This window comes from Enterobacter cloacae complex sp. P29RS (genome assembly GCF_014893445.1).
Classification (GTDB): Bacteria; Pseudomonadota; Gammaproteobacteria; order Enterobacterales; family Enterobacteriaceae; genus Enterobacter; species Enterobacter intestinihominis.
The window spans coordinates 15,980-30,511 of sequence record NZ_JADBPZ010000028.1 but is presented as its reverse complement, the minus strand read 5'-3'; the positions used below and the strand labels follow the sequence as shown (position 1 = coordinate 30,511).

Sequence of the window (14,532 nt, the reverse complement as noted above, 5' to 3'; positions counted from 1 at the left end):
GCCGCCGGGGAAACAGGAGCCTTACCGTGTTTTCGAACGCTTAGCCGCCTGATGTCCGGCAAGCGTACCAAAAATAATGATATCTGCCACCGCATTACCACCGATGCGGTTACCGCCGTGGATACCCCCGACAACCTCACCCGCAGCAAACGCTCCCGGCAATACGTTGTGGTTGCTGTCCAGCACGCAGGTTTCTGTATTGATGGTCACACCGCCCATGGTGTGGTGCACGCCCGGCGCAATCTGAATGGCATAGAACGGCCCTTCGTTGATAGGCGCACGCAGCGCGGTGGTGCGGCCAAAATCATCGTCATGCTGTTTTTCCACAAAGCCGTTGTAGCGTTCCAGCGTTGCCAGGAACTGGTGGTGATCCATCCCCAGCGCTTCCGCCAGGGCTTTTGGTGAGCTGGCGCTGGTGACAAACCCTTTCGCGATGTACTCATCCGCGGCTTTGTTTTTGGCGCGAACATGCTCGTCAAAGACGATGTAAGCGTATTTCTCCGGCAGCGCGATGATTTGCGCCGAGACTTTGTCGCGGGTCGACATTTCGTTATAGAAGCGGTTGCCCTGCTGGTTTACCAGAATCGCCCCGCCGCCGCGGATGGATTCGGAAATCAGGTACGACGTTTTCTGCTCAACGGTTGGGTGGATCTGGATTTCGCCCATATCGACGGTGCCTGCGCCAATACGCTCCAGCAGCGCGATACCGCCGCCGGTTGCGCCTTTGTGGTTAGTCGTCACGAACCCTTCCAGGTCCGGACGGTATTTCACCACCATCTGGCTGTTGGCGCTGAAGCCGCCCGTCGCGACAATTACGCTTTTGGTTGCCACGGTGAGGGTTTCGTTCTCTTCGGTGGTCAGACGCACGCCGGTCACTTCGCCGTTTTCGAAGATGATGTCGCTCACGGAGGTATCCAGCATCACCTCGATGTTGCGTTTGTTGACATTGCGCACCAGGCCGCTAATCAGATATCCGCCTACCGCGGAACCATCTTTCGGACGGTGCGTACGGTCGATGCTCATCCCGCCGGTGGTGGTGATGTCGTTGAGCATAATGCCGCGCGTTGCCAGCCATTCTATGGCCTCCGGCGCGTTCTCGACAAAGCGACGCAGCAGTTCAGGGTTGTTCTTATTGCCACCGCCTTTCAGGCTTTCCTGGTAGAACAGCTCTTTGCTGTCCTGAATGCCCTTCACGCGCTGGAAGCGGGTCTCCGCCGCGTTCATCCCGGCAGAGGCTTTGATGGTGTTCCCGCCAATAGTCGGCATTTTCTCAACGATCAGCACGCTCGCGCCTTCGTCGTGAGCCTGAATCGCCGCCGCCAGACCGGCACCGCCGCTGCCGACCACCACCACGTCCACGCTTTTAGTCTCATTCGGGTCAGCGCCCTCTTCTGCCGCCAGCGCTTTGCTGGATTTCAGCATCGCCTTCGAGACCGCTTTTTTCACCGCCTCGCTCTGGCTGGTTGCGCCGGTGATAGCATCCACGTGCGGGGTATTGGCATCCAGAATTCGGGTACGGATCTCTTCGAAGCTGGTGACAAACTCGACGTCTTCACTCGGGCCGGAGGCCAGTTCGATATCGGCGATGCGGTCGGTTTCGAGGCTGACGTTAATCACCAGTTCGTTAGCATCGTCCTGCACTTTTTCAATAAAGGTGCCCGGTTTGAATTTAGATTCGCCCATGCTCATGTCGCGGATCATCGCTTCCACCAGCGAGAAGCGCCACAGCGGTTCCGGGATGCTCAGTTCTTCGCGTCGGGTACTGTCCATAAACAGCTCCAGGCTTTCGCCCGCCGCGATGCGATCGGTCCAGTCCGGATAGGCAATGGTGGCGCGGCCAACGGCTATCAGGTCGTAACCGTGATCCAGCGCTTCATTCACATCCGTGGCATTCACCACGCCGCCAACGCCCATCACCGGTACCTGCGCCAGCGTGTCAGAGCGCATGGCGCAGTATTTTTCGATAAGTGGTGTCGGGTCCTGAGTATCGACGATAGAAGGACGCAGGGCGGCGCCAAGGGAGAAGTGCAGATAATCCACCCCACGAGCGGCCAGTTTTTCCAGCAGATACAGGGTGTCTTCGAAGCGAATGCCGGGGACTTCCAGCTCTTCCGGTGAGAAGCGGTAGCCAACGATGAACGCGTCGTCCGCATACTGGCGCACCATCTTGTGGGTAATGTCCAGCACCGCCAGCGGGAATTTCGCGCGGTTATCGCGGCTTCCACCCCACTCGTCGTCGCGCTGATTAGAGTTCGGGGAGTAGAACTGCTGGATCAGATAGGTATTCGCCCCGTGGATTTCGACGCCATCGAAGCCGGCCTGAATTGCGCGGCGTACGGCTTCGCCGAACTTGCCGATCATGCCTTCCACTTCTTCTGAAGTCAGAGCAACCGGCGTCGCGGCACCGTCACGCGGCGCGGCAACCGCGCTTGGGCCAACCGGCGTGCGGCCGCCGATCAGTTTTGGGTCGACCATACGGCCGCCGTGGTAAATTTGCAGAAGGGCTTTGGAACCTTTGGACTTAATGGCGTCAGCGATTTTTGCCAGTCCGGCGATTTTTTCGTCGTTATCAATACCAATTGCGCCCGGGAACGCAAGGCCGAGATCGTCAACAAAACAGCATTCAACGATAATGGTGCCGATGCTGCCAGCGCGGGCACGGTAGTACTCCACCAGCTCGCTGGTCACGGTGCCATCGTAATACCCCGTACAGGTTGTCATCGGGGCCATTAACAAACGGTTTTTCAGTTCAGTACCATTCGGTAATGTGAAGGGGCTTAAAATACGTTCGTTAGTGCTCATAATAGAAACTCCAAACTTTAAAAATTAAGAATTCGTTATCGGTATGGATTTTTTATTTCGTGTTTTTGCCGATGTCATGACATTAATATAAAGCTTTTTTTAGTTTCTAAAGCCATTACGTTAGTTAATAAACTATTTAATCCCTGCGATAACATTAATAACACATTGGTGTTAGCGTGAATGTTTTATACGTTCACATTAATTTAAAAAAAGTTAAATCAACAATGGTAAAGCCAATACACCATGCACATCAAAAATCCTTTAAAATCAAAACCTAAAACACAACCCAAATTAATAATGTTATAAAATTGATAAATAAAATTCTTAAAAATAGCGAATAACCACACTACTCAGAGTGGTTATTATAAAAAGTATAAAATTACGTCCTCAATTCTGTTTTTTTGATCGCGATCAATAGTAATGGCATCCAAAGGCGCAATATAAAAACATCATCATTTTTTATTTAGCGCAAACAATAATGCGTTAAATCGCTATTACTGAAAACACAAAAACGCACCTTAAATAACTAAAGAAAGCAAAACGAATAAAGCAATCGAATTTGTGTTTTCGCTGTACGACGAATTTTTGACAACTTAAGACGTGAAACTATGAAAACAAAAACTGCTGTAACGCCTCCTGCGGCGAATCTGGCATCAAATGGAACAGCAAAACGCCTGCTGATGATGGCCCTGCCCGTCATTGTCGCCGTCCTGCTGTTGTTTGTCCCCGTTCCGGAAGGTCTGCCGCCTTATGCGTGGCACTACTTCGCCATCTTTGTTGGCGTCATCGTCGGGTTGATTTTCGAACCTCTGCCGGGCGCCGTAATCGGCCTCACCGGCGTGGTGGCGATTGCGCTGTGCAGCCAGTGGGTGCTCTTTAGCCCCGAACAGCTGGCTGACCCGAAATTCAAGCTGGCGGGCGCCTCCTTTAAATGGGCGGTGAGCGGGTTTGGTAACTCCACCGTCTGGCTGATCTTCGGTGCCTTTATGTTTGCCGCAGGCTACGACAAAACCCGCTTCGGCCGCCGCCTGGCGCTGATTCTGGTGAAGTACCTGGGCCGTCGCAGCCTGACGCTCGGTTACGCCATTACGTTTGCGGACCTGCTGCTGGCCCCGTTCACCCCGTCCAACACCGCGCGCAGCGGCGGAACCATCTACCCGATTATCGCTAACCTGCCGCCGTTGTACGGTTCAAAACCCAACGACCCAAGCGCGCGCAAAATCGGTTCCTATCTGATGTGGGTGGCAATCACCGCGGCTTGTATCACCAGCTCGATGTTCCTTTCCGCTCTGGCACCTAACCTGCTGGCACTGGCGCTGGTGAAAAGCACCGTTGGAATTGATATCTCCTGGGGGACCTGGTTCCTCGCCTTCCTGCCGCTGGGTATCTTGCTGATCCTGACCATGCCGCTGCTGGCCTACTGGTTCTACCCGCCAGAAGTGAAGGTAAACAATGAAGTACCACTGTGGGCGACCCGCGAACTGGAAAAACTGGGCAAACTGTCGCGCAATGAGATCCTGCTGCTGGTATTCGTGTGCTGCGCGCTGCTGATGTGGATCTTCGCCGCGGCGTGGATTGAACCGGCCATGGCTGCCCTGCTGATCGTTGGCCTGATGCTGTGGACCGGCGTGCTGGAGTGGAACGACATCACCGGCAACAAAGCCGCGTGGAATACCTTCGTCTGGTTCGCCACCCTGGTGGCACTGGCGGATGGTCTCTCCTCCACCGGCTTTATCAGCTGGCTGGGTAAAGAAGGCGGCATGCTGATGAGCGGTATCTCTCCGGGTGTGGCCACCATCGTCCTGCTGCTGGCGTTCTACCTGCTGCACTACCTGTTTGCCAGCACCACCGCGCACACTACCGCGCTACTGCCAGCGATGCTGACGATTGCCTCCACCATTCCGGGCATGAATATGGAAGTGTTCGTCCTGCTGATGGTGACCTCGCTGGGCGTGATGGGGATCATCACCCCGTACGGTACGGGCCCAAGCCCGATTTACTACGGTAGCGGCTACCTGCCAACCAAAGACTACTGGCGCCTCGGCACCATCTTCGGTGCCATTTTCCTGGCAGCTCTGCTGCTGATTGGTTACCCGTGGATGTCCATGATGTTCTGATTTCTGACCGCCGGACATTTCCTCCGGCGGTTAAATTTTTGTGGAGCAAGCTATGTCAAACAAACCCTTTATCTACCAGAACCCCTTCCCACTCGCGCATGACGACACCGAATATTATCTGCTGACCAAAGAGCACGTTTCCGTTGCCGAGTTCGACGGTCAGGAAGTGCTGAAAGTCGAGCCAGAGGCGTTGACCCTGCTGGCCCAGCAGGCCTTCCACGACGCGGCGTTTATGCTGCGCACCTCTCACCAGAAGCAGGTTGCGGCTATTCTGAGCGACCCGGAAGCCAGCGAGAACGATAAGTACGTCGCCCTGCAATTCCTGCGCAATTCCGAGATTGCGGCGAAAGGCGTGCTGCCGACCTGCCAGGATACCGGCACCGCGATTATTATGGGTAAGAAAGGCCAACGCGTCTGGACCGGCGGCGGTGACGAAGCAGCGCTGAGCCAGGGCGTGTATAACACCTATATTGAAGACAACCTGCGCTACTCGCAGAATGCGGCGCTGGATATGTATAAAGAGGTGAATACTGGCACCAACCTGCCCGCGCAGATCGACCTCTACAGCGTGGATGGTGACGAGTACAAATTCCTCTGCATGGCGAAAGGCGGCGGTTCCGCCAACAAAACTTATCTGTATCAGGAAACCAAAGCGCTGATCACCCCGGCGAAGCTGAAAAATTATCTGGTTGAGAAGATGCGGACCCTCGGCACCGCGGCCTGCCCGCCTTACCATATCGCCTTCGTTATCGGCGGCACCTCAGCGGAAGCCACGCTGAAAACCGTCAAGCTCGCCTCTGCGCGCTACTATGATGGCCTGCCAACCGAAGGCAACGCGCACGGCCAGGCGTTCCGCGACGTCCAGCTCGAGCAGGAACTGCTTCAGGAAGCGCAAAACCTCGGCCTTGGCGCGCAGTTTGGCGGGAAATACTTCGCCCACGATATTCGCGTGATCCGTCTGCCGCGCCACGGTGCCTCCTGCCCGATCGGCATGGGTGTTTCGTGCTCCGCCGACCGCAACATCAAGGCGAAGATTAACCGCGAGGGGATCTGGATTGAGAAGCTGGAGCACAATCCGGGCCAGTATATTCCTGAATCCCTGCGCCAGCAGGGGGAAGGCGATGTAGTAAGCATTGATCTGAACAAGCCGATGCCCGATATTCTGGCGCAGCTTTCCGCGCACCCGGTCTCCACCCGCCTGTCGCTGAATGGCACCATTATTGTGGCGCGCGACATCGCCCATGCGAAGCTGAAAGAGCTGCTCGATAACGGCAAAGCCCTGCCGCAGTACGTCAAAGATCACCCGATTTACTATGCAGGCCCGGCCAAAACGCCAGAAGGCTACGCGTCTGGCTCCTTAGGTCCAACCACCGCCGGGCGTATGGACTCCTATGTAGACTTATTGCAATCCCACGGTGCGAGCATGATCATGCTGGCCAAAGGCAACCGCAGCCAGCAGGTGACGGACGCCTGCCATAAACACGGCGGCTTCTACCTCGGCAGCATTGGCGGCCCGGCGGCGGTGCTGGCGCAAAACAGCATCAAGAGTCTGGAGTGCGTGGCGTATCCGGAACTGGGTATGGAAGCGATCTGGAAAATTGAAGTGGAGAACTTCCCGGCCTTTATCCTGGTGGATGACAAAGGCAACGATTTCTTCCAGCAGATCCAGAACAAGCAGTGCAAAGGCTGTTCACAGCGCTGAGTCTTTCCACAATGATGGCAGCAGCGACAGCGTTTCATTAATTAACCCGCGCTTGTCGCTGCCCGGTTTCCAGATCGTCACCATCGTTTGACCGATCCCCTGGCTGCCCACTTCGGTGTGCAGCCTTTTTACGTTTTGCCATCGCGCCGCCTGAAGATGCGTCGGCAAAAATCCCCAGCCGCACTCTTTCTCCAGCAGGCCGCGCAGCATCTCCAGTTCGTTAGTGAAAAGCGTGTGCCCTGAAATTTGCAGGCGACGGGCAACCGGCTCGTCTGACGCGGCATGCATAATCACCTGCGGAACCAGAGAGAGGTCGAGCAGCGACACCGGCGACGCAACCTCCGCAAAAAGCGCCGTTGCGGCGTAAAAATCCATTTCGATCGCCCCCAGCGCCCGCCACTCCATCTCATTGCCCACGCTGCGGTTGCGCGCCTGGCAGATCCCCAGATCGGCCTGACCGTTCGCCAGCATGGCTTCCGCCTCATCGCGCGATGCGCTGGTCAGGCTCAGGCGGATCTTTTTCGCCGCCAGTGTGGCAATCAGCGCCTGTAAAAAACCTCTGGGGGTGAACGGATCGTAAACGAGGGCAATGTCCTGCGTGGCGCTGTCCGGCACCAATCGGGCAAACGCCTCAAATGCTTTGACCTGGCGCATCAGCAGGTGCGCCTGCCGCTGAAGCTGCTCCCCCTCCGGCGTCAGGCGCAGGCTGCGCCCCTCCCGCAGGAACAGAGCGTAGCCCAGCCCATCCTCAAGAAAATCGATCAGATCCCGCAAGGTTGTACGATCTTTGCCGAGTTTACTGGCCGCCTTCATCAGGCTGCCGTGCTCAGCGACGGCGGTGAACGCTTCAAGTTGGGCAAAGGAATAGATCAGTGATGCCACGTCATTCTCCACGCGATTTTTCCGGGGGATTTTCCCCCATAACGCGTTTTTTATTATAGGCCGCAGGTTCTTAAACTGAAGTCCTTCCTGAGCCAAACGAGATAAATATGAAAATCAAAACAAACCGCACGCTGCTCGCGGCGCTGGTTGTCAGCAGCCTGCTCTCACCCGCCGTCATGGCGGCCTGCAACGGTACCGACCTTACGACCTGTCCGGCGCCTTTCGATGCCAGACTCCCGGACGCACATACCATGCTCACCTGGAGCCAGGCCGATCGCGTGGTGGGCTTTCGCAATGACTACCGCAACTACGCGGGCGATGTGTTCCGCCACGGCAACGCAACGCCGCTGCTGCCCGCAGAAAAACCGCTCACCGATGCCCGCTATCAGGTGAAGGGTAAGATTTACAATCTTCAGGATTACCTGAAGCGCCAGAACGTCAGCGGCATGCTGGTGCTGAAAAATGGCAAAGTGGCCTATAAATACCTGGGAGAAGGCAATACCAACTCAACGCTCTGGACGTCGCGTTCCGTGGGCAAATCGGTGGTTTCCGCGCTGGTGGGCGTTGCGATAAAAGAGGGTAAAATCCACTCACTGGACGACCTCATCACCCAGTACGAACCGGATTTAAAAGGCACCGCCTGGGAGGGCGTAACGCTGAAACAGCTCATCACCCACACCTCGGGCGTGGCGTGGAACGAAGATTACACTAACCCGCAGTCAGACTTCGCCCGGCTTACCGAATGCGAAGCGAAACCGGGCACCTACGACTGCGTGCGCACCCTGGTGAAAGGATTACACCGTGAACACCCAGCGGGTGAAAACTGGTCCTATTCCTCGGGTGGCGCCTGGCTGTTAGGCGATGTGCTTGAGCGCGCCACCGGCATGACGCTCGCGGCGTATCTGGAGAAAAGCATCTGGCAGCCGTACGGCATGGCGAGCGACGGCGTGTGGCATGCCTACAGCAAAGGCCAGCACGACGTGGGTGCGCATGGATTTAACGCCACGCTGGAAGACTGGGGGCGTTTCGGGGAATTTATCCTGCATAACGGTACACTGCCGGACGGAAAGCAGATCCTCCCCGAGGGCTGGGTGAAACAGTCCTCAGCCTGGACACAGGCCAAAGGATCGGTGTCCGCCGCGCATCCGAAGGGCTTGTACGGCTACCAGTGGTGGAACAACGAAGTGCCGGCCACCGCCACAAACGTGGAGCCGAAAGTCGAAAATTCGCTGAAGGATTCCCTGTGGGCGCTGGGTATTTTTGGTCAGATGATCGTGGTTAATCAGAAAGAAAATCTGGTTATCGTCCAGTGGTCCACCTGGCCGCAGGCAGAGCCGTCATTCAGCGCCCAGCCGCTGGAAGCGTCGCTGATGTTTAGCGCGATTGCGAACGCGCTGCGCTGATAATCCCAAGCCAGGCCCCGCCTGGCTTCTCACCTGCGCGGTGTCACAAAACTGATATATCAGCAACTTAGCGAAATGTGGTAAATAACAGATTACTGAAATGTTAAGTTATTGTTGAATATGTAAATACTGGTCAACGCTTTGTCATTAATGCACCACACGCATCAGTCCATGCGCGATTTGCGCTTATCAATTTCCACTTCCTGATCCAGTTTTCAGAAACAGACGAGCATAACGTCACTATAAAACTGGAGATAATTATGGTTTCCTCAACCTCACCTGCAACGGTTCGTTCGAAAGCGGGCGCGATTTTCCGCGTCACGTCGGGCAACTTTCTTGAGCAATTCGACTTCTTTCTGTTCGGTTTTTATGCCACCTACATCGCCCACACGTTCTTCCCGGCAAGCAGTGAATTTGCGTCGCTGATGATGACCTTCGCCGTCTTTGGCGCGGGCTTTCTGATGCGTCCGATCGGGGCCATTGTGCTGGGGGCTTACATTGATAAAGTGGGCCGCCGTAAAGGGCTGATCGTCACCCTGTCGATCATGGCCGCCGGAACCTTTCTGATTGTGCTGATCCCTTCTTATCAGAGCATTGGCCTGTGGGCACCGCTGCTGGTGCTGACCGGCCGCCTGTTGCAGGGCTTTTCGGCAGGCGCCGAGCTGGGCGGGGTTTCGGTTTATCTGGCGGAGATCGCCACGCCGGGCCGCAAGGGTTTCTACACCAGCTGGCAGTCGGGTAGCCAGCAGGTCGCCATTATGATCGCGGCGGCGATGGGCTTTGCGCTGAATATGGTGCTGGAAGAGAGTGCCATTCGCGAATGGGGGTGGCGTATTCCGTTCCTGTTTGGCTGTCTGATTGTGCCGTTCATCTTTTTCCTGCGCCGCAAGCTGGAGGAGACCGAGGAATTCAGCGCCCGTCGCCACCATCTGGCGATGCGTCAGGTCTTCACAACGCTGCTCGCCAACTGGCCAGTAGTCGTCGCGGGTATGCTGATGGTGGCGATGACCACCACCGCGTTTTACCTGATCACCGTTTACGCACCGACCTTCGGTAAAAAAGTCCTGATGCTCAGCGCCTCGGACAGTCTTTTGGTCACGCTGCTGGTAGCCATTTCTAACTTCATCTGGCTACCGATAGGCGGTGCGTTGTCGGACCGCTTCGGACGCAAACCGGTGCTGATCGCCATGACGCTGCTGGCGCTGGCGACCAGCTATCCGGCACTGACGATGCTGGCGGCAGCCCCGAGTTTCTCCATGATGCTGACCGTGCTGCTGTGGCTCTCTTTCCTCTACGGCCTGTATAACGGCGCGATGATCCCGGCCCTGACGGAGATCATGCCAGCAGAGGTGCGTGTGGCGGGCTTCTCGCTGGCTTATAGCCTCGCAACGGCGGTCTTTGGCGGTTTCACGCCGGTGATTTCTACCGCCTTAATTGAGTACACCGGCGATAAAGCCTCCCCGGGGTACTGGATGAGCTTTGCCGCCGTTTGCGCCCTGCTGGCAACGCTTTATCTCTATCGTCGTCGCACGTTAATTCTGCAAACCACCGTTAAGGAGTGATCCCTCATGCTTACATTCAGAACGGTGATTGCCGCCCTGACCTTCACCACCCTCAGCGCGGGCGCGCTTGCGCAGGAGGTGACGGTGATGATTTCTGGCGGCTTCAAAGCGGCGCTGGAGAAGCTGGCGCCGCAGTACGAAGCGCAAAGCGGCGACAGGCTCATTGTGGTCTCCGGCCCGTCGATGGGCAAAACACCGCAGGCCATTCCGGCCCGGCTCGCCCGGGGCGAAAAAGCGGACGTGGTGATTATGGTTGGAGATGCGCTGGCGAAACTGGAACAGGATCGCAGGACGGCGGCGGGCTCCCGCGTGGAGCTGGCGGATTCGCCCGTCGGGATGGTCGTCAAAGCGGGCACGCCGGTGCCGGATGTCAGTACGGTACCCGCCCTGCGGCAAACGCTGCTGAAGGCGCATTCCATGGCTTATTCCGACAGCGCCAGCGGCCGGTATGTTGAGAGCCAGTTGTTCCGTAAGCTGGGCATCGACGGCCAGGTCCAAAATAAAGCGCACCGGGTTGAGCGCATCCCGGTGGCGTCTGAAGTGGCAAAAGGGAAATACGATCTCGGCTTTCAGCAAGTGAGCGAGCTTCTGCCGGTCCCGGGCGTGACGTTTGTGGGTAAGTTGCCTGACGACATACAGTACATTACCCGTTTCGCCGGAGCCGTAACGCAGAAGGCCGACCATCCTGAGCAGGGAAAAGCGCTGCTGGCCTTTCTCTCCTCGCCACAGGCGGCCAGCGTCATTACGGCAACGGGCTTAACGCCCGTCAGTGCACCTCGCGATACTGCTCGGTGATCAGCGTTTCGAGTTCGGCAGCAATGTAGGACTGGATCCGCCCGCGGCGGCGAATCAACCCCACGGTTCGCCTGACCTCTGGCTCGGTTAAAGGCACCGACGTCAGCAGCGAATGCTCTGCGCGGGGCATTGACATGGCGGGTACGGCCGCAATGCCGATCCCGGCTTCAACCATCCCGAGCATAGTCGTCACGTGCCGCGTTTCGCAGATGCTGGGGCGCTCAGGCCGAATATGTCCGACCCGCTGGTCGAGAAGATTGCGGTTGCCGGAGGTCTTATCCAGACCGATATAATCCTGCTGATAAAAAGCCTGCCACGTCAGGCTTTTTCTTTTTGCAAGCGGGCTGTCTCGTCGGCAGGCGGCCACGTAGACGTCTTCCACCAGCGGGACAAACTCGATGTCGGGCTGTAAACTCCGTGCAAAGCAGATACCAAAATCCGCCTGTCCGCGGGTGACGGCCTCGATAACATTTCCGGCGCTGCTGTCGATAAGTTTAATGCGCACGCGGGGGTAACGAGACTGAAAGCGGCGGATCACATCCGGCATAAAGTAACAGGCGGCTGACGGCACCGTCGCCACGGTGATCAATCCCGTGCGCTCCTCGCTGGCCTTATCGATATCCGAAAGCATGGACTCCACGTCGACAAGCAGTTGCCCGCACCGGTCGGCAAAGGTCTGTCCATACAGGGTCAGCGTGACGCGCCGGGTAGTTCTGTCGAACAGTTTTGTCCCCAGTGCCGCCTCCAGCTTTTCAATTCTGCGACTCAACGCCGACTGGGAAAGGCAAATAGATTCTGCCGCAAGACGGAAATTGCCGTATTCCAGTAAAGCGCGGAAGGCGTAGAGATCGTTGAGGTCAAAATTGACGGGCATACTGACGGGATCCTTAAGCACGGTAGGGTAAGAAGAGATTTATCATAGCCGCGTACGACATACTTCACAAAATGAAGGGGATACCCCTAAAGCGCTATCAACCTTACGGCACATAGTGATAGTTTATGCGGGCTGGATTCCTCCTAAACAGGCTGCCAGTCTGCATGCCGCCGAAGAGGAGTGTCATACTGCTTAACAGAGTATGTTGGCATGCTAACAGCCCCTGACCTTTCCATTTTGTTCACGTGCGAGTAACGAGCAAAGCGATGATTAAGTGGCCCTGGAAAACGAACGAAGCTGGTCGAAATATGGCGCTGCCCTGGGATGAGGCTCTGGCGATCCCCGTGCTGGCGAATCTCTTGCCTGAAGAGCAATCAAAGCTGATTCAGCTGGCCGAGCGTTTTTTACAGCAAAAACGGCTGGTGCCGCTACAGGGCTTCGAACTGGATCCGCTTAAAAATTCGCGCATCGCCCTGCTCTTCTGCTTACCGGTACTGGAGCTGGGTATCGAATGGCTGGATGGCTTCCATGAAGTGCTGATCTACCCGGCGCCGTTTATCGTCGATGATGAGTGGGAGGATGACATCGGGCTGGTGCACAACCAGCGTATGGTGCAGTCCGGGCAGAGCTGGCAGCAAGGGCCGATCATCCTCAACTGGCTGGATATTCAGGACTCGTTCGATGCCTCGGGCTTCAACCTGATCATTCACGAAGTAGCGCATAAGCTGGATACCCGCAACGGCGATCGCGCCAGCGGCGTGCCGCTGATCCCGCTGCGTGAAGTCGCGGGATGGGAGCACGACCTGCACGCGGCGATGGAAAACATTCAGGATGAGATAGACCTGGTGGGTGAAAGCGCGGCCAGCATTGATGCCTATGCCGCGACCGATCCCGCCGAGTGCTTTGCGGTGCTGTCCGAGTATTTCTTTAGCGCACCTGAGCTTTTTGCCCCACGCTTCCCGGCGCTGTGGCAGCGTTTCTGCCAGTTTTACCAGCAGGATCCGCTCCAGCGTCTGCGGCAAAGTGAGGACGCAGCCAGCACCTCCTCTCATCCGTTCCACTAATGTTCAGCAGGGGTACGATCGGTCGATCGTACCCACACGCTCACCGCGAGAAACAGCAGCGCCATTCCCCATGCGGCAGTAATCAAAAACTGCTCACCGTAAAAGCGCGTCACCACGGGTACCAGCAGCGCACTGGCCCCGTACCCCAGCGTATGGCTGGTGGCGATCACCCCTGCCCCTTTGCCCGTCGTCAGCCGATCGTTGAGCAAAAGCTGGTATCCCGGCGTGGCCATGGCGGCACCCAGCGAGGTGATGACAATGCCCACGTAGAACAGGGCTAAACTGGCGAGACACATCAGCCCAAGCCCCGCCACCATCAAGACCGCGGCAATTAAGAGTAAAACCCTCGGGCTAAAATGCTGCGGGCGTACCACCAGAAACTGCGCCGCCAGGGTGGCCAGCGCGGCCAGGCTCAGCAGCAGGGCGACATGATGGCTGATTTGCACGGCATCGCCATTAAATAACGGATGAAGATGCGGCGATAAACCAAGCTGCATCAGGCTGACCAGCGCCGCCAGCAGCAGCGCCAGCAGCAGGAAAGGCATCATAGAGGCCTGTAACCGCGTCGACTGGTGCGCCACCGGCGGCAGCGGGGGATCGGCGGCTTCGCGCAGCACCAGAAGCAGCGCGATAAACGGCGCCAGCGCCATCAGCCAGAGCGGTGCGACCGGGCTGACGCTGAGCATCAGCGCGGCCAGAGGCGGTCCTAGCAGACGCCCGCAGCTAAGGCCAGAGCTTATCGTTGCCAGCGCCGCCATCCTTTTATCCAGCCCCGCGCGTTGAATGGCCCACGTCTGGGCCGCAGGCACCAGCCCCGATACCGTCAGGCCGTACAGCATGCGCGACAGAACCAGGCCCGCCATTCCCCAGAGGGCATTCAGCGCGCCGTTGGCCATCGCCCAGACCACCAGCGCCATCAGGACGAAGCTCGCCAGATAGCCGCCTAACGAGGCCAGCATCACGACCTTACAGCCGTGCCGCTCGCTCTGGCGTCCCCACCAGGGCGATGCGGGTAAAAAGAGCATCGAGCCGAACATCAGCAGCCCGGCCCAGACGGAGAGCGACAGTCCGGTCAGGGAGACCAGCTGCGGCAGCATGACCAGCAAACCGTTTTGTCCGATACCCAATAAACCGGCGCCCAGTGCAAGGGGCCAGTTTGCCTTCGGGGCCATATTGTCTGTGATGTTCTCAGTACAGGTGCGCATAGAATTGTGAAGATAATGTCAATAAATGTGTGGAAATTATGAAGTTTATGAAAACAAATATTGCAAAAATAGTTGCGGCTGTAAACAGAATGAATATCATAACGAGAATTATTATCAGTCATGGAA

At 56.9% G+C, this 14,532-nt stretch carries 10 protein-coding genes; 6 read left to right on the top strand and 4 right to left on the bottom strand.

Annotated features, from left to right (window positions below; translation table 11 throughout):
- Positions 1-21: 21 nt before the first annotated feature.
- Positions 22-2,802 (bottom strand): flavocytochrome c, encoded by a 2,781-nt coding sequence (locus tag IM282_RS19055; RefSeq protein ID WP_155019321.1) that lies wholly within the window; start codon positions 2,800-2,802, stop codon positions 22-24.
- A 608-nt stretch (positions 2,803-3,410) separates the two neighbouring features.
- Here IM282_RS19055 and IM282_RS19050 point away from each other — a divergent pair.
- Both IM282_RS19050 and fumA read left to right on the top strand, forming a co-directional pair.
- Entirely contained in the window at positions 3,411-4,919 is a 1,509-nt protein-coding gene (locus IM282_RS19050; RefSeq protein ID WP_072201094.1) for an anion permease, read from the top strand.
- 52 nt (positions 4,920-4,971) lie between these two features.
- Positions 4,972-6,621 (top strand): class I fumarate hydratase FumA, encoded by a 1,650-nt coding sequence (gene fumA, locus IM282_RS19045; RefSeq protein ID WP_192970728.1) that lies wholly within the window; start codon positions 4,972-4,974, stop codon positions 6,619-6,621.
- Here fumA and IM282_RS19040 read toward each other — a convergent pair.
- A complete protein-coding gene (locus tag IM282_RS19040) occupies positions 6,610-7,515 on the bottom strand; it encodes a LysR family transcriptional regulator (protein WP_192970727.1) in 906 nt (301 codons plus the stop codon). The genes fumA and IM282_RS19040 overlap by 12 nt on opposite strands.
- Positions 7,516-7,610: 95 nt before the next feature.
- Between IM282_RS19040 and IM282_RS19035 the strand changes: the two genes are divergently transcribed.
- From IM282_RS19035 to IM282_RS19025, 3 genes are all read left to right on the top strand, one after another.
- The gene (locus IM282_RS19035) at positions 7,611-8,906 is read left to right on the top strand and encodes a serine hydrolase (protein ID WP_023300502.1); all 1,296 of its coding nucleotides are present in this window, start codon (positions 7,611-7,613) and stop codon (positions 8,904-8,906) included.
- 260 nt (positions 8,907-9,166) lie between these two features.
- Positions 9,167-10,468, top strand: coding sequence for an MFS transporter (locus tag IM282_RS19030; protein WP_126503792.1), 1,302 nt, complete (start codon positions 9,167-9,169; stop codon positions 10,466-10,468).
- A 6-nt stretch (positions 10,469-10,474) separates the two neighbouring features.
- Complete coding sequence (locus tag IM282_RS19025) at positions 10,475-11,263, top strand: substrate-binding domain-containing protein (protein WP_192970726.1); 789 nt, start codon at positions 10,475-10,477, stop codon at positions 11,261-11,263.
- On the opposite strand, the gene IM282_RS19020 is transcribed toward IM282_RS19025, so the two are convergent.
- Complete coding sequence (locus IM282_RS19020) at positions 11,235-12,137, bottom strand: LysR family transcriptional regulator (RefSeq protein ID WP_023300505.1); 903 nt, start codon at positions 12,135-12,137, stop codon at positions 11,235-11,237. The two genes, IM282_RS19025 and IM282_RS19020, sit on opposite strands and share 29 nt — an antisense overlap.
- A 266-nt stretch (positions 12,138-12,403) precedes the next feature.
- On the opposite strand from IM282_RS19020, the gene mtfA reads away from it, so the two are divergent.
- Positions 12,404-13,201 (top strand): DgsA anti-repressor MtfA, encoded by a 798-nt coding sequence (gene mtfA, locus IM282_RS19015; protein ID WP_022648578.1) that lies wholly within the window; start codon positions 12,404-12,406, stop codon positions 13,199-13,201.
- Here mtfA and IM282_RS19010 read toward each other — a convergent pair.
- On the bottom strand, positions 13,198-14,406 hold the full coding sequence (locus IM282_RS19010) for an MFS transporter (RefSeq protein WP_022648579.1): 1,209 nt from the start codon (positions 14,404-14,406) through the stop codon (positions 13,198-13,200). The two genes, mtfA and IM282_RS19010, sit on opposite strands and share 4 nt — an antisense overlap.
- Positions 14,407-14,532 lie beyond the last annotated feature (126 nt).